The organism is Bacillus sp. BC08, from assembly GCF_054326875.1.
In genome coordinates, this window is sequence record NZ_JBTGPA010000031.1 from 751,703 (window position 1) to 768,513 (window position 16,811).

Here is a 16,811-nt window from a genome sequence, read left to right on the forward strand (position 1 = left end):
CTCAACAATACATGTCAGGAGCGAATGGATTTGGAACAAAAACAACGTCCTCTTGGAAGGCCTCGTCAAAATAAAAATACAAAATCTAAAAAAGAAATGATTTTAGAAGTTGCAACTCGGTTATTTCTTACTCAAAATTATCAAGTTGTTTCTATGGATGAAGTTGCAAAAGTTTGTGGTGTTACGAAAGCAACCGTCTACTATTACTATTCAACAAAAGCCGATTTATTTACCGCTACTATGCTTCAAATGATGATACGTATACGAGAGAATATGCACCAAATACTCTCTACAAATAAAAACTTGGAAGAAAGATTATTGGACTTCGCTAAAGTCTACTTACACGCAACGATGGATATTGATATGAAGAATTTTATGAAAGATGCAAAACTATCATTATCTGAAGAGCAATTGAAAGAATTAAAAGACGCTGAAGATAGCATGTATGAAGTATTGGAAAAAGCACTCGATAATGCAATGCAAATTGGAGAAATCCCGAAAGGAAATGCTACATTCGCTGCTCATGCTTTCGTATCTTTATTATCAATTGGGAATTTTAAAGATGAAAATCACAATCCTATTCTTGCAAATATAGATGAATTAGCACAAGAAATCGTTTCTTTTTATCGGAACGGATTAGGTCATTCATATTAAACTGATTTACTTTAATAAAAGAGCATATTTGAAAAAGTTCAAACATGCTTTTTTATTATTTACATACCCGTAATTAAATTATATTTTAGCGCTATTTAACAAAAAAAATCTTACTTCCCACCTTTACAACTTTTGAATTTGAACATTTATATTCTCCTTACTTAATCCACCATGATAACAAACTACAGATTCAATATCTAAATTTAAATACTTTTTCAAAGACTGCTGTGCTTCTTTAATATTTAAAGTTGTTGGTGTGTGAATTCCTCCTAACTTTCCATTCACACTATACATCGAGTCTCCTGCAATAAGAGTTTTACTTTGTTTCAAAAATAAACTAATATGCCCCGGCGTATGCCCTGGAGTATGTAGAATTAGTATCCCACCGCAATACGAAAGTTCTTGCCCGTCAATCACAGTATTACTCACTTTTCCTTTTGGTGGATTCTCAATTTTCCCATCCTTCAATAAAGGTAAATCTCCCTCAATATATGGCTTATCTAACTCGTGCGCATAAACTTTAATATTTCTTCCACAGTGTTGCAATAACTCCGGAAGACTACCTATATGATCTATATCCTGATGCGTCAAAATCACCACTTTTAACTTATCAAATGATACCCCAACCTTTTCCATCTCTACTTGTATATCTTCAAATTGTCCAGGAAAACCAGTATCTATTAAAACTGCCATTTCATCATCCCATAAAAGAATTGGGTGAATAATAAATTCTTGAAACTCAAGTTGTAACATTTCTACCCCTTTAGCAATCTCCATATAGCAACTCTCCTTTATACTGAAGTTTGAAGATATGTACGATTAAACTAGAAATATAAAGCTCCACTATCTTATAATATGCTTTGTCATTCCAACAGAAAATGCCTCAAACCCTATAGATTCATAATAAGATTGCAATTTTTCCACACACATAAGCTGGGGAATAACCTTGTTTTGTTCGCAGTGATGGATTAATCGTTCTACTATTTCTTTTCCAATACCAATGGACTGATACTCTGGTAATACACAAACACCACAAATAACGCCTGTTATTACGCCATCTGATATAATACGTCCCATCCCTACTAACGTCTTATCATCAAAAACATACATTGCATACCAACTTTGTTTACACATTTGCTCTAACTCGTTAACCGTTAATTGAAGAGAATTCCATCCTAAAGATTCATATACAGTTAATACTCCATTGAAATCTGTCGGGTGTTCTATTGTGTAATTTATACTATTATTCATGTAAATACTCCTAACTCTCTCGATTGTTTATATTTTATAAAATATAAAACAAACTTCCATAACAACAATACAATTCCTTCTCAACATAAAATAAAAAGAAGCTAACTTCTCCTCAGTTAACTTCTTTTAAATAAATCCATCATTATATTATTAACCAAAAATCATACAGCTACAGACGATCAGAACAAACAAAACTAATAAACTGTTTGAGAAATAACCCATAGAATACTACCCCTTTATTTCAATATGTTAAAGATTTTACCATAAAATTATTTTCAACATAATAACTTAAAAAGACATTGTATTCATTAGTTAAATATACTAGGTAATATTTAATTTTAATCATACACTACTTTATAGATACTTATCCTATTACGATAGTTCACATAACTTCAAAAGAATAAGTGCATATATAAGATCACAATTTATCTAAGGCTTCTTTACTTATTTTTTAACTGTGCTAATTGATAACTTACGATTTCCTCAAGTAAATGTAATACCTTCACAAAAAGAGTATTCACTACTATTACTCTAATCATTCAAAACTCTCCCTGTAATGTATTTAAGCTCTATCCTCATTTATATTAATATCTTTCTTATTCGAAAATAGATTTTTAAAAATCCCTACCCCTACAATTAATAGAACAATTCCAATTAATTTATTTATTTGTAAGGGAACCCTCTCTATTCCAAATAATCCAAATGTGTCAATGCATAGAGCAACAACTAATTGAGTAATAAGACTAATGAGCACCGTATACGCTGGTCCTAAACTCTTGATTGCACCCATGATACAAATAATTAACCCGATGCCAAACAATCCACTTACATAAAACAAGTAATTTGTAGTATACACTTTAATGCTAATACTGTTTTCTGCAATAATATAAAATAGAATAGAACTTATGAGACCTATTCCAAGAACACATGTTGTTGTTAACCACTGTCCTACACTTTCATTTACCTTTGCGTTAAAAACAGATTGTACGCTAATTAATATTCCTGCTACTATAGCTAAACTAAATCCAATCATACTCCCTCTCCTCTTTTCATTGCTCATATATATTATTTTTAGCAACTTCCTTCATTCTAAAAAAATCTTTAATTACAATAACTCCATTGTTCTTTTCAATTAATTTCTCTTTATAAAATTTTTGTAACACCCGAATTACATGCCTATAACTTACACCTATAAAATCCGCAATACTTGATACAGAAGTCGCATCCAAATCTTCTTTATACATATTCCCGTTACTGTCAGTGGAAATAGAAAGTAAATAACTAGCTACACGTACTTCTACTGGATAAAGTAAATTAAGAGCTGTAAAACGAGTCGATATTTTTAATGTGTTCGCAATATTTTCTAACAAGAACCTCATTAATTTAGGATTTTGTAATAACTTGTTTCTAATAACCGTATGAGAAATAGAGATCGCTACAACTTCGGAACAAGCTTCAACCGCATTATGCGCTTTGCTATTTTGTATGAATTCAATATCACCAACAACCGCCAATGGATTGATAAAACGAAGAATCAGTTTCTTTCCCTCTGGTGTAATCGTATAAACCTTTACTTTACCTTTAACAACAAAATATAAACGATCCATTTCGTCATCTATATTGCAAATAAGCTCACCTTTTTCAAAATGATTTAATTGAAAATAAGCTGTATCTATTTCCGAAAAAGCTTCGAGCTTTTTATTTGTTTTCAAATAATGAATAATTAAATCTGATCGATTCTCCACTTTCATTTCCTCCTTTCATTTACATATTAAATACAACAATACCTATAATCATTACTATCGTTCCCACAATATGATATCTCTCCATCTGTATCTTTTTTATTTGAAATAATCCCTTCATTTCAATAAGAGTTGCTGTTAACAATTGCGCAACCATAAGTGTCCCAGCTGTTAATGTAACTCCTAGTGAATATATCGCCAGCGTTTCTGCACAAATAATTAATACACCAAATGCACCCGCTGCTAAATATATTTTTTTCACACGCTTTAAATCCGTTACTTTCTCTTCTTTCTTTAACAAAAATATTGTTGTTGCAATAGTGAAACCAATTAAATGCGTAATAATACTCGTCGACCATATACCAATATGTGAACTAAGTTTCGCATTAAAGGTACCTTGAAGTGTAATAAATACGCCAGCTAAAACAGCAAATACAATGCCTTTCAAAAAATCATCTCCTAATCTTCTATTTCTGACTTAATTAAAAGCTATAATCCTATATAGGCAAAAGGACAAATGTCACATCAGTATGAAAATAACTGCGAATGACCATAAAAAAACACACCTCAAAATATTTGAGATGCACTTTTATTTTTTTATTAATATATATAATTTTAATAATTATAACTACGCTACATTAACAGATTTCTTCTTCAAAACAAACTTTCCAAATAAGAAACGCACTAGCGGCCCCATAATAATTAATTGTAATGGATACGCCATAATGAAGTTTTTAATAAAAATCGAGAAATACATTGAAACGAATGATTCACCATGTAACCCATTATGCAAATACATCATAGCCATACCATAAAACGACATGAAGAACACCATTCCGATTACCATCGTTGTTGCCATCGAAATAATAATATTTACTTTTTTCGATTTATCAAACGGTAACATGAAGACAAGTTTTTTCGCACAAGGTCCAACGATACATATTTCAATTAATAGTGCAATAATGAATCCAATTAGTAGTTCTAATGCGATCTCCTTAATATGAATTGGTCCCCCTATTCCGTTCATCAATAAATTATAAAACGTCATTACAATAACCATCCCAAGGCACATCATCATACCAAACTGGAGGTTTTCCTTTCTTGTTGTTGGCAATTTCTATCATCCTTTCTGTTTAAGTCTTTGTCATTATATCGATTATGGAAACCACTTCGTAAGTGAACATTTTGTGAACAAATTTAAAGCGTTATCATATTTTCTTTCCTTTCTGCTCAAATTCACACGTTTACTTATAAAGGTTTTATATATTTCAATGTTGAATTACTAAATTTAACATTAAATAACATTACTACTAGGAGGATAACTATGTATGAACAAGAGTTTTGCGCATATCACATCGTAACAAAGAAAAAAATGAAGATAGGACAAATCATTCATTTCAATAAAAATCAAACGAATACCCTATTTCAGTTCTTTTTTGAAAGAGAACATTTAAATTCTAACGGTGAAGATGCTATGCAAATTTTAAAAGAACATCATATAAATGAAGAATTACACATAAAGAATGAAAATGCTACAGTAGTTATGGATTACATGGATCAAACAATTAGAGCGGTTAGAGAAACGATTGTAGAAATGGTTAGGCTACAAGAATATCCTGATTATCCGTCAAGATTGTCTTGTTTATATGCTGCAAAGAGCTATGAAGACGCTTTAAAATGGAAAGCATTATTTAATTCTTACAATCGAGAAGTTTTGCAGGTTGTTAAACTACAAGTGATTGGACATTGTTTTGAATGTGACGGAAACCTTTTACCGAAAGAAGACGGTATTCCATTCTCTCAAAAAATTGAACAAGCTAGAGAGTATTGGAATGGAAACGTCAGTAATGAACTTCCTGAGTTACTGATTAGCGGAAAAATTGAAGTGGTGGAAATTATTGATGACTTTTCTGCAATTCATATTTAGTTCCTAACTAAATTATATAGGATGGAGATTACAATGATGAAAAAAGTGTACTTCAATCATGATGGTGGTATAGATGATTTAATTTCACTATTTTTATTACTTCAAATGGATAATGTCAAACTTACAGGTGTTTCAGTTATCCCTGCAGATTGCTATTTAGAACCAGCAATGTCTGCAAGTCGCAAAATTATTGATCGCTTCGGCAAAGGAAATATTGAAGTAGCCGCCTCAAATTCCCGTGCCAAAAATCCATTTCCAAAAGATTGGCGGATGCATGCATTTTATGTAGATGCTTTACCAATTTTAAATGAGTCTGGAAAAGTTGTAACACCCGTAGCCAAAAAACCTGCACATCATCATTTAATTGAAACTCTACTACAAACTGAAGAAAAAACAACTTTATTATTTACGGGTCCACTTACCGATTTAGCGCGTGCACTATATGAATCACCAATAATCGAAGAAAAAATTGAACGTCTTATTTGGATGGGAGGCACATTTCGTACTGACGGAAACGTACATGAACCAGAACATGATGGAACAGCTGAGTGGAATTCGTTTTGGGATCCTGAAGCAGTAGCTCGTGTATGGGAATCAAAAATTGAAATTGACTTAGTAACGTTAGAAAGTACAAACCAAGTTCCATTAACTATAGACATACGTGAACGTTGGGCAAAAGAGAGAAAATATATTGGGATTGATTTTCTTGGTCAATGCTATGCAATGGTCCCTCCTCTCGTTCACTTCTCAACGAACTCTACTTACTATTTATGGGATGTATTAACTGCTGCGTTTGTAGGAAAATCTGATCTTGCAAAATTACAAACAATTAATAGTATTGTTCATACAAATGGACCTAGCCAGGGGCGTACAATGGAAACTGTTGATGGACGACCTGTAAATGTAGTATATGATGTAAACCACAATGGATTTTTTAACTATATAACTGAATTAGCAAAGAAAGCCTCTACTTGAATCACTATATATACGAAAAATAGATAGAATGACATTGCTTCAGACGATGAACTCCCATGTTTAAAATTTGGTTAAAACTACATATTTAACTATTAAAAAGAGTATTGAATTACATTTCAATACTCTTTTTGTGCAATTTAATTCAATTTGATTAATGTTGTGTTTTACAGTTTATTCATTTCATAACCATTTACAAAAAACGTTATTGTTTCTATTTCATCTTCATTTAATTCTCTATTTATGTCTTGTTTATACGCTTCCTTTATATTCTCTTCATCGCCTTTATGAGCTTCTGTATATGTTCCTACTGTTTTTAGCAAATACATCTCTTGTAAAAATTCATCCCGACTTATAGCTGTCCCATGAGAAAGAATATATGTTTCAGCATCAAACGACTCCAACTCTTCTATTAATTTAAACGTTCGTTGCGTCGTATAGTTCCACTTTGAAGAAAAGATATCCGCATATATACAGTCTCCTAAAAATAATATCTTTTCCTCTTTCACGTAAATAACAACTGAATCATGTGCATGATCTCCGCCGACATGTTTTAACACGCATGTCACTTCACCAAGGTCTAATTCAATTTGATCCTGGAACGTTAAGGTTGGAGGAATAATTTTAATATTTCTCTCTTTTTCTTCAAACTCTTTTTTGATGCAATCCGCACAAAATGCAATTTCAGTACCCTCTTTTACGCGTGCGTCCAACGCTTCATCTGTCCATTCATAAAATACTAGTGATTGCATTTCTTTTTTCGTTTCAGCATGCGCAATAGTTAATGCATTTTGTAGTACAGGCAATCCAAAAATATGATCCCAGTGCCAATGCGTTAATGCTACGAAATCCGGACTTGATACATTCTGTTCTTTTAGCATTTCTAGAAATAATTGTGCATGTTCTTCTGAATTCCCTGCATCAATCATTAACGTTTTTTCTTCTCCAACGACCATTCCTAATATAGGTCTATCTGTTTCAGAAACAGGTGTCATATACCAAAATGAGTTTCCTATTTTTTTAATTTGCTGCATTACAAAACCCTCCATTTACTACTACTCTCTTCAATTACCACCACTTTTAAATTTCTGCGATCTAACATAATAACTATTTCACTTTATTCATATACTGTTCTTGTACATGCTGCATTAAATCTCTCATCTTCTTTTCAGCAGGATGTTCTTGATTCTCTGGTACCTCTCTGCCATTGGCTGAAAATTTTTGAGAACATGCTGTACGAGTTACTTCTAAGTTTGCAACTGGAAATTCCCACGAATTTTCGCTTCTACTTCCAGTTGAAGCAAAGTGTATACAGCTCGAATCAATTTTTGTACGCTGACCTTCTTTATTTACTGTGTAATATAAATCATTTACCGTGCCATATTTCATATTTTTTGTAGATGTCAAAGCAGTCCCGTCAGCTGCAAAAGTGACAATACTAAACTCCTCTTCCTTCGGTAACAACTTAGCACCAGGTACGTTGTACACAACAATCAAATCCCCTTCGTACTCTTCAGGAATTAAGTATATAGTATCTGTAGTTTCTTTACCAAAACTAATACATCCGCTTAATAAAAACATAAATACGATTCCGAAACAAAATGTACTTTTCTTTAAAACATAGTAAATTTTTCTATCCATTTAAATATGCATCCCAATCGTAGTCTTCAATTTTATAGAATCTACCTTCATCATTTCTTTCATATGCACATAAAGGTGGTTCCTCAAGAAATTTTAAAATAGAATCATCTATATTCAAAATGACTCCAATTGAAATAATTTGAAAGTTTTTAGGATTATTGACATAGTCATCACTTTCATAACCACTCAGTATTGACCAACTAGAGTCACCTTTTTCTCTTGAATCCTCTTTAAGCATAAAGTTAAATTCTCTTTTTTCAAGTACATCATTACTAACAATTACCTTCGTATCAAAATAAAAGTCCCAATCTTTTGAAGCTGGATCGTTATATTCCGTATCATATATGTTTTCAATTCCAAATGAAATTTTATCACCCACTTTTAAATCTAAACGATACGGATTATTATTGAGTGTCCCTACAAAATTTTTCTCGTTTCTTTCAGAAATTTCAACCCACATTCTTTCACCATGAAACCCATCTTCTTCCTCATTTTTAGATACAAAAATTAGTTTTATCAAATCTCCAACTTTTAATTTCTCCAACACTTCTAAGCTAGGAAGATAGAATGTATAGGGCGCTTCTTTATTTATTTCATAAACATTATCTAAGTACCAAGTCATCTTTTTCTCTCCTTAAGTGCTTTTCACACTCATATTATAAAAATAACACTATTTTTTCTTCCGGCAAACTACTACCATAGAATAGCATTCTTCTCCTAACTCATTTCCTTCCCAATCATTATATATATGTAAAAGTTCAAAACCATTCGCTACTAATAATCTTTCTAACTCCTGCGGATACGTATAGCGAAGATCAATCGTTGTTTTCAGTTCTTCTACTCGCACATCACCCTCATAAAACCTTCTTGTTGTTATGTAATGCTGTATTTGCTGAATTGAATCGTATATCATTTCAGTATATAAATCACATTTCCTTCCCTTTTCATCACTAATAGTTGTCCAATATTCTTCTGTAGGTGGTTGTATTAATTCTTCTTTTGAAGGAAAACGTGTATCGAATATGAATATACCATTATGAGCTAACACATGATGAATAGATGTTAATAACTTATTTTGATCAGTATTCGTAAGAAAATGTTGAAATCCATGACCAACCATAAATGCTAACAGAATTGTTTCATTCATGCTTAATTGTAAACAGTCTTGTTGTAACCATTTTACCTTCTTACAATCCGTAGTTTTTGTCTTTGCTTCAGCAAGCATTCCTTCATGTATATCTACACCGATCATTTTATATCCGTTTTCTATAAAGGGAATGGTAACTCTTCCTGTTCCGCAAGCAATATCTAGAATCCATTCATTTTTGATATTTAGTTTTTGTGCCCATGATAGTAAAAACGGAAAATCTGACAAACTTTTATTTTCCACATCATATCGTTTTGGATTTTCATATTCAGATAGACTCCATTTTGTTTGCAAACTTATTCCTCATTTCATTTTTCCATTTAAATATAATATATAAATTATAACGAATTATTAGTTTTTTCTCTATAATCAAACACAATTATTTGGACTAATCTAACTTTCCTTTTCGTAAGCTAAAAATAAGTGGACGAATCGGAGTGTGATACGATGGAACGTTTATGGATTCCTATAATAGTTACATTTTTTTCATTCGGTGGATTACTATTAGGTGGTGCTGTTGGCATTGCTACACGCCAGCTAATTGAAGAAAAAATGCATCGTCTATACGCATTATGCGGCGGAATTTTGCTTGGGCTTTTATCCCTTGAAATAATTCCTGAAACATTTTCAAGCTTTGAAATAATTGGGCCTATACTTGGTATAGCTATCGGTATTTTAGTTATGAGCTTATTAGATAACTATTGTCATCATCCAATGATACATAAAAAAGATCAACAAGCATGGCAAACTTTCCTTTTTCTTTCTTTCGCTATATTTATTCATAATTTGCCGAGTGGATTTGCTTTAGGTACTGCTTTTATTAATCATGCTGACTCTGCCATACCTTTTTTAATAGCAATCGTCGTTCACCATATTCCTGAAGGCTTAGCATTAATCATCCCCTTCCTCTTTACAAAGCATAAATATATTTCATTTTTATTAACAACTTTATTACTTTCTCTTATCCTCGGTACAGGTACTGTTTTTGGCATTTTGATGGAAGGAAAAGCTCTACATTTACAAGGGCTCATTATGGGGAGTGCTATCGGTTCACTTGGCTATGTCACAATTCATGAAATGCTTTGGAAAGCAAAGAAGCAGCTCTGTTTCCTTTCATTTTTAACATGGGCATCTAGTGGATTTTTATTAATAACAGTATTTACACTATTCGCTGGTCATCATTAAAGATAATAACATTATCATTTGTATATTTTTCCTTTTTCTCCAAAACATAATAGTATCTACCTAATTATAAGGAGGAAAAATTATGTTTGAGAAAACAGCCGGTGAAGCACTAGTTGACCTATTAATTGACTGGGGCGTAGAACACATTTACGGAATGCCTGGAGATTCTATCAATTCTATAATTGAAGCTTTAAGAAAAAAACAAGATAAAATCAAATTTATTCAAGTGCGCCATGAAGAAGCTGGCGCACTTGCAGCAGCTGCCTATGCTAAGTTAACAGGAAAACTCGGCGTTTGCATGGCAATCGCAGGGCCCGGTGCTATTCATTTATTAAATGGTTTATATGATGCTAAGCTCGATAAAGCCCCCGTTCTAGCAATTTCAGGTCAAGTAGAAACCGATTTACTCGGTACGGATTTTTTCCAAGAAGTAAACTTAGAAAGATTGTTCGATGATGTTGCAGTTTATAACCAGCGCATTATGTCAGCAGAACAGCTACCAGCTGTCGTGAATCAAGCGATTCGAATGGCTTATACGAAAAAAGGGGTCTCTGTTCTTACGATTCCAGATGATGTTCCGAAATTCGAAGTAAAAAATGGAGCTCGTGTTACAAATACTTCTTTTACATTACCTGAATTATTTCCGCAAGAAGAAGATTTACATGCTGCCATACTCGCAATAAATGAAGCGAAAAAGCCTGTTATTTTAGCTGGAAAAGGTGCGAAACATGCGAGAGAATCTTTACTTACATTCGCAGAACACATTGGTGCTCCAATCGTACTTACATTACCAGCTAAAGGGATTATCCCTGATGAACATCCACTTTGTATCGGCGGATTAGGATTAATTGGAACGAAACCTTCTTATGATGCAATGAAACATACAGATACTTTAATTATGGTTGGTACTTCTTATCCGTTCACTGGTTTCTTACCTGAAAAAGCAAAAACACTCCATATCGATACTGATCCTGCCCAAATCGGAAAACGTTATGTAACAGATATCGGTTTAGCTGGTGATGCTGATAAAACATTAAAATGGTTAATTGAAAATGTAGAAAAACATGAGGACCACTCCTTCTTAGAGCATCATCAAGAAATGATGAAAAAGTGGGAAGAAAAATTACACAATCAAGAAGACGATTCTTCTACTCCTATTAAGCCACAACGCGTTATGCATGCACTGCAACATGTAGCTCATGATGACGCAATATTATCAGTGGATGTCGGAAATGTAACAGTATGGACAGCAAGGCACTTCCGTATGACAAACCAGCAATTTATTATTTCTAGTTGGCTCGCAACTCTTGGCTGCGGTTTACCTGGAGCACTTGCTGGAAAAATTGCTTTCCCAGATAAACAAGTATTTGCAGTTTGTGGTGACGGTGGTTTTGGAATGACAATGAACGACTTTGTAACAGCTGTTAAATATAAACTGCCAATCGTTGTTGTCGTTTTAAATAATAATAAAATCGCCATGATTAAATTCGAACAAGAAGTTATGGGTAATATCGAATTTGGGACAGACTTAACAAACCCTGATTTCGCAAAATACGCAGAGGCATGCGGAGGTATCGGATACCGTGTTGAACATATAGATGAATTACTCCCAGCTTTTGAAAACGCGGTAAAACAAAATAAACCATGTATTATTGATGTTGTTGTAGATGCTAACGAAGCACCAATGCCAGCAAAAATCACATTTGGTCAAGCAGCTGGTTATACGAAGCATATGATAAAAGAATTATTTGAAGAAGGTAAGATTGATTTACCACCACTTTAAACGAAAAGACGAGGATAGATAAAGCAGAAAGTATTATGCATTATCTATCCTTTTTTGTACATGTACTAAAACACATTTTTAGGCCTTATTGAACTAAAGCATTCGTTAATTCAATAAGCTTTATAGAAATGCTACCCTTTAGTTCAATGAGAAAAAACTGCCTTAATTGCAGCCCTTGCCTCTCCTTTTGTGCGTGTTGGGTGGTACTTCCATTTTACCAATGGATGGTTTCTTTTTGTTTTTCTTGACATAAAAAGGGGCAAAATCCCTCAGCCAATTTTCCATGGCTTTTGGGACGGCCCCTCTAACCCTTTAACTGAAAGAAAACCTGTTCAAAATTGCCTCAGTACTAAGTATGACAGTGTTAAGCTCATTCCCTCGGCTATCTTTTCCCCTTCTGAAATAGAGACTGCGTAAAAAATTTTTGCTATTCACGCGAGCAATCACCTGACTACGACTTCTCGGCAAATTGCAGCATTGCGCTAAGCCGCTAATCCAATCAGCGATTTCTTGATGTGGAAGTAACTCTTTGTCAATCATCGTATCCACGATGTTTACCAACCGCTCATCATCCTCATCGCTAAAAATGTGTCTACCATTATGAAGCATGCCAGAAATAGCGACAAGAACCTCACGCAGCATTGCGACGCTACTCTCCTCGCACTGCACCAGCTCGACAAAAACATCCGCACCATGAGACGCGCTGTGAGCCCAGCCTCCTACTGAAATGTAACCTCGCAGATCCTTCTCCTCTTTATAATAACGGAGCATCGCATGTATTAATTGCTCAATTTCCGCTTGATTAAAAAATGGATTCTGTCTGTGACGTTGCACAATCAAAGCGATAGGTAAAGCAGAGAACGTCCTTGTAAAAACTGACTGATCATCCTCGCTACCAATACTGTAGAACAAATGGTTCTCATCAGTCAGAACAGTTAAGAGGCTTCGTAATTCCTCTTCACTGAATCTATTCTCTTCTCTAATCCACATATAAAACATCGAATAAATCAGGTTATCCCGTAATTCTGGCTGAGGATCTCCAATATATTGAAGTAACAAAGGTAAGAAATCTTGATGCTGCTCACCTTCGCGTAACTGATACTCATCCTTCTCAATTCTTTGCAAATTCAGCATCAATTTAGTCCTTGTATCGCTCATTTCCCCATCTCCTTCAACATTAACATAATCTCCTCTATAACAACTTCTGGCTCATCATGATGAATATAATGTCCACTTCGACTAGCAATCCGGTACTTGCTTGACGTTGATAGCCATTGGAATTCTGCTTGGAGTCTTTGCTCAATTTCCAATATTTCTTGAGATGGCCATCCCTCTTCAACATTGTCAGGTAAACCTCTTGTAATAATTACAAGAGGGAGGTTACTTTGCTTTGAATGATCAACGATTTGCTTATAACTTTGTATTTTATCAATCTTCTCACTATTCAACATAGGATTCTCGTAATATTCCCTATTTCTTGCAAGCAGATTTTCGGGTAGAACCTTTTCATAGGCAAGTTCTTTATATTCCGGTACAGCGTCAACCAAAATCATACCGCAGATGTTCAGTGGATAAAGGCTGGCATATAATCTAGCGACCAAACCACCAAAAGAATGTCCCACCAATATATAGGGCTTCTCCACTTCAAGCGCTAGCAACAATTCGTTGAGCTCCTCGACTAGATCATAGCAAGTCGTCGGAATGGATGTGACTTGCCCCCTGCCAATACCCGACCTGTTATAGGAAAAGGTTGATGTTTTTTGCGATATTCGATCTTGGACTTTATTCCATGTTTCATAGCTATCGCCTAACCCTGCTATGAAGATTACACTTGGAATACTGTTACGTGAATATTTATTTAATAGTCTATAGTTATCACATATATCAATTATCTTTTTATTTTGTTTAGTCACTTTTAATCACCCAGTTCAATTATAGGCTTTATGCTATCGATATCCCTACAATAATTTGATTATTATATATTTTTATAATTTTACTGTTTTTCATTTTGTAACTTCAGCTATCTCTCTTTATTTTTGTATCTCTATATAGAAAGAAAAATCATTCACAGTATGCTGTATTTGTTTCTCTTCCTTCATTTCTTTATCCTTGTTCTTAGATATTCTTACATTCCCTAGTTTAATCGCATCTTGCATACTATTACTTACTAAATTCCCCGCCAATATTGTCATACTATAAAAAGCAATTGGTATAAGTACAATCCATGTATGTGTAGTTAAGTGACGGAAGTTTTGACCAATTAGGCCCGTCCATTCTTTTGTTACACTATCTGGATCCATTCCACTGAAGGTTATAGTTCCACCAAAAAATAATTGCAACAAACCAAGGTGTAAAAGAAGTAATAAAGTACTCACAAATTGTTGAGCTACTAATAAAAGAAATGATGGTAACATATGCGGCCATGTATGGCGCTTCAACCTATGCCACTTACTTCCGCCGAGCACAGTAGCTGCCAACATAAATTCTTCTTTCTTAATACGCTTTACTTCTTGCGCTACATACAACATAACCGTTGGTACAGCAAGACATACAAGAACTATAATTTGAAATGCCACACGCAAATACAACGGCACAACTTCTGCTCCACTATCAAACGTTAAAACTTCATTAATTCTTCTTTAAACCGTAATAACAACAGTTTAATAAACAATAATGTTGTTGGTATTGTAAGACATATAATTGGTAACAAACGTATCCTTTCTTCCCCTAATCCAGCCAGTTTGACCGGCATAAATCCTGTTTTTTGAAACATAATTACGACAAGTATATACGCTATAAGCAAAGATAGTAAAAACGCTGTTAGAAATACAATCATCGTTTCAAAATAATGAATCCATATTTGCGGAAATAATTTTCTTGAGTCTCGAAATCCATATGTAATTTCACCCGGTTGAAGTATCTTCCCTCCAAGAAAGACAATCGTATTCCAAAAACCGATTAAATCAATTTGCAATCCCTTAAATAAACGCGGTAGCGCGCTTAGGTATATTATACATAAAATGGAAGCTACTAGTTGTAAACAAGTAACTCCACACCATTTAGCAATTCGCATCAACATAACGATTTCCCCTTACTATCCGATAGAATATTCAGAAATCAAAAACCGCATTTATTACATTTCTTCAGCTATACTTTGCACCTGTTTCTTCCCACTAGGTAAAATGGTTTGATATAAACACGTAACAAAAAATAATAAACCAAATAAAATAATAAACAATGTATCTGCACGAATCCATTTCGGGAACAACATCGCTATCGCACCGAGAGATAACAGCTGGAATCCTGTCGTTAATGGACTAAGTAAACTTTGAACACGTCCCATGAATGATTCTTCTACAATTTCATACATCCAGCCCATAATTGCAACATTAATAAATGGTAAAAAGAAAGTCGCAAAAGCGATACATACATAAAAAGACCATACGTGGTTTACAAAGTAACACATACCGAAAAAGACCCCTGAGCCTGCCATACCAAAGACAATAATAGGCTTGGGTGCATATTTCTTCCCTACACTTGTTGCTACTATACTTCCAATTAGTAATGAAATTCCTCCAACTACACCGCCCACCATCGCTAAACTTTCATACGTTGTTGGTGCTAATTTGTATTTTAATATGTAAGTAGTGGATACGCTTAAAATACCATTTAATAGTCCAAACACGATAAATCCTAAAAGTAATTTTTTTAAAGTGTCATTTTGATATATATACTTGATCCCTTCTTGAAACTCTGTTATTAACATTTTCAAATTAACTTCTTTCCATTTTGTTCTACCGTTTGGCAAACGCACTTTTTCTGGAATGGAGATCGTTTGAATCAAAATACCACTCATAATAAAAGTGAGCGTATTTACTAAAATACTCCCGTATATTCCAAAAGTCCAGTACACCATCGTTGCAATTCCTACACCAAACAAAGCATACAAACTATTCACCATTTGATTCACACCTGCTGCTGCACCGTATTGGTCGGATTCAACTACTCCCTGTATCATCGACTGTTCTGATGGAGAGAAAAATTGTATACATGCATTTTCCAAAAATAAAAATATAAAGACGAGTATAATCATCCCGTAATAAAGCGAAATTAGAATTCCGATATTACAGAGCGAACAACATATGTTACTTACCGTGCATATACGCTGTCTATCAAAGCGATCCACTACTGTCCCTACTAATAGAAAAAAGATTAATGCAGGTAATGCCATCATAATTTGTGTCATCGTTGCGTAAACTGGTTGTTTTCCGTATTGGTCTAGCAAATAAAACATTAAAGAAACTCCAGCAATCATAGAACCGAGTCGCTCTAAAATATTTGCTAGAAAAAAACGTGCATACACCCTGTTGCGAAATAACTGTAACATTTCTTTCATACTTCGTATCCTTTCCCTCGACAAAATTTTATTATTCTAGTCATTTCTCGGAAGTTATATTATATTTTTCGACTATTATCCAATCTTTTCCTTCTGTATCGAGAACATTATAA

The 16,811-nt window shown here is 33.8% G+C and carries 18 protein-coding genes and 2 pseudogenes; 5 read left to right on the forward strand and 15 right to left on the reverse strand.

The features are described from left to right. Positions 1-30: 30 nt before the first annotated feature. The gene (locus tag ACXVYO_RS14465; RefSeq protein WP_458467562.1) at positions 31-654 is read left to right on the forward strand and encodes a TetR/AcrR family transcriptional regulator; all 624 of its coding nucleotides are present in this window, start codon (positions 31-33) and stop codon (positions 652-654) included. Between the two features lie 123 nt (positions 655-777). Here ACXVYO_RS14465 and ACXVYO_RS14470 read toward each other — a convergent pair whose 3' ends face one another. The 6 genes from ACXVYO_RS14470 to ACXVYO_RS14495 all read right to left on the reverse strand — a co-directional run bounded on the left by ACXVYO_RS14470 (position 778) and on the right by ACXVYO_RS14495 (position 4,761). Beyond that, positions 778-1,431: an MBL fold metallo-hydrolase gene (locus ACXVYO_RS14470; protein WP_458467563.1), complete on the reverse strand. Its 654-nt coding sequence runs from the start codon at positions 1,429-1,431 to the stop codon at positions 778-780. 66 nt (positions 1,432-1,497) lie between these two features. Further along, positions 1,498-1,905, reverse strand: coding sequence for a GNAT family N-acetyltransferase (locus ACXVYO_RS14475; RefSeq protein WP_458467564.1), 408 nt, complete (start codon positions 1,903-1,905; stop codon positions 1,498-1,500). A 562-nt stretch (positions 1,906-2,467) separates the two neighbouring features. Then, entirely contained in the window at positions 2,468-2,938 is a 471-nt protein-coding gene (locus tag ACXVYO_RS14480; protein WP_087956436.1) for a DMT family transporter, read from the reverse strand. 16 nt (positions 2,939-2,954) lie between these two features. After that, positions 2,955-3,650, reverse strand: a complete 696-nt coding sequence (locus tag ACXVYO_RS14485; RefSeq protein ID WP_458467565.1) for a Crp/Fnr family transcriptional regulator — start codon at positions 3,648-3,650, stop codon at positions 2,955-2,957. 19 nt (positions 3,651-3,669) lie between these two features. Then, positions 3,670-4,095 (reverse strand): DMT family transporter, encoded by a 426-nt coding sequence (locus ACXVYO_RS14490; protein WP_458467566.1) that lies wholly within the window; start codon positions 4,093-4,095, stop codon positions 3,670-3,672. Between the two features lie 180 nt (positions 4,096-4,275). Further along, the gene (locus ACXVYO_RS14495; RefSeq protein WP_458467567.1) at positions 4,276-4,761 is read right to left on the reverse strand and encodes a DUF2798 domain-containing protein; all 486 of its coding nucleotides are present in this window, start codon (positions 4,759-4,761) and stop codon (positions 4,276-4,278) included. A 210-nt stretch (positions 4,762-4,971) separates the two neighbouring features. Here ACXVYO_RS14495 and ACXVYO_RS14500 point away from each other — a divergent pair, with 210 nt between their 5' ends. Both ACXVYO_RS14500 and ACXVYO_RS14505 read left to right on the forward strand, forming a co-directional pair. Next, positions 4,972-5,574 carry a DUF2441 domain-containing protein gene (locus ACXVYO_RS14500; RefSeq protein WP_458467568.1) on the forward strand — a complete coding sequence of 201 codons (603 nt, stop codon included), beginning with the start codon at positions 4,972-4,974 and terminating at the stop codon, positions 5,572-5,574. 33 nt (positions 5,575-5,607) lie between these two features. Beyond that, positions 5,608-6,549, forward strand: a complete 942-nt coding sequence (locus ACXVYO_RS14505; protein WP_458467569.1) for a nucleoside hydrolase — start codon at positions 5,608-5,610, stop codon at positions 6,547-6,549. A gap of 164 nt (positions 6,550-6,713) precedes the next feature. Here ACXVYO_RS14505 and ACXVYO_RS14510 read toward each other — a convergent pair whose 3' ends face one another. The 4 genes from ACXVYO_RS14510 to ACXVYO_RS14525 form a co-directional block, all read right to left on the reverse strand. Continuing rightward, positions 6,714-7,580, reverse strand: a complete 867-nt coding sequence (locus ACXVYO_RS14510) for an MBL fold metallo-hydrolase (protein ID WP_458467570.1) — start codon at positions 7,578-7,580, stop codon at positions 6,714-6,716. A 73-nt stretch (positions 7,581-7,653) separates the two neighbouring features. Next, on the reverse strand, positions 7,654-8,187 hold the full coding sequence (locus ACXVYO_RS14515) for a DUF6843 domain-containing protein (protein ID WP_458467571.1): 534 nt from the start codon (positions 8,185-8,187) through the stop codon (positions 7,654-7,656). After that, positions 8,180-8,809, reverse strand: coding sequence for an immunity protein Imm33 domain-containing protein (locus ACXVYO_RS14520; RefSeq protein ID WP_458467572.1), 630 nt, complete (start codon positions 8,807-8,809; stop codon positions 8,180-8,182). The genes ACXVYO_RS14515 and ACXVYO_RS14520 overlap by 8 nt, the downstream gene beginning before the upstream one ends. Before the next feature lie 48 nt (positions 8,810-8,857). After that, positions 8,858-9,628, reverse strand: coding sequence for a class I SAM-dependent methyltransferase (locus ACXVYO_RS14525; protein WP_458467573.1), 771 nt, complete (start codon positions 9,626-9,628; stop codon positions 8,858-8,860). A gap of 153 nt (positions 9,629-9,781) precedes the next feature. Between ACXVYO_RS14525 and ACXVYO_RS14530 the strand changes: the two genes are divergently transcribed. Beyond that, positions 9,782-10,519, forward strand: coding sequence for a ZIP family metal transporter (locus ACXVYO_RS14530; protein WP_458467574.1), 738 nt, complete (start codon positions 9,782-9,784; stop codon positions 10,517-10,519). An 82-nt stretch (positions 10,520-10,601) separates the two neighbouring features. Then, positions 10,602-12,302 carry a pyruvate oxidase gene (locus tag ACXVYO_RS14535; protein ID WP_458467575.1) on the forward strand — a complete coding sequence of 567 codons (1,701 nt, stop codon included), beginning with the start codon at positions 10,602-10,604 and terminating at the stop codon, positions 12,300-12,302. 312 nt (positions 12,303-12,614) lie between these two features. On the opposite strand, the gene ACXVYO_RS14540 is transcribed toward ACXVYO_RS14535, so the two are convergent. The 5 genes and pseudogenes from ACXVYO_RS14540 to ACXVYO_RS14560 all read right to left on the reverse strand — a co-directional run bounded on the left by ACXVYO_RS14540 (position 12,615) and on the right by ACXVYO_RS14560 (position 16,698). After that, positions 12,615-13,460, reverse strand: coding sequence for a DUF2785 domain-containing protein (locus ACXVYO_RS14540; RefSeq protein WP_458467576.1), 846 nt, complete (start codon positions 13,458-13,460; stop codon positions 12,615-12,617). After that, positions 13,457-14,215, reverse strand: a complete 759-nt coding sequence (locus ACXVYO_RS14545) for an alpha/beta fold hydrolase (RefSeq protein ID WP_458467577.1) — start codon at positions 14,213-14,215, stop codon at positions 13,457-13,459. Before ACXVYO_RS14545 ends, ACXVYO_RS14540 begins: the two co-directional genes overlap by 4 nt. Positions 14,216-14,332: 117 nt before the next feature. Next, a pseudogene (locus ACXVYO_RS14550) lies at positions 14,333-14,935 on the reverse strand (ABC transporter permease subunit); the annotation flags it as partial. Then, positions 14,926-15,381: pseudogene (locus ACXVYO_RS14555) on the reverse strand (ABC transporter permease subunit); the annotation flags it as partial. The pseudogenes ACXVYO_RS14555 and ACXVYO_RS14550, both read right to left, overlap by 10 nt. A 54-nt stretch (positions 15,382-15,435) precedes the next feature. Beyond that, entirely contained in the window at positions 15,436-16,698 is a 1,263-nt protein-coding gene (locus ACXVYO_RS14560) for an MFS transporter (RefSeq protein ID WP_458467578.1), read from the reverse strand. Positions 16,699-16,811: the final 113 nt, after the last annotated feature.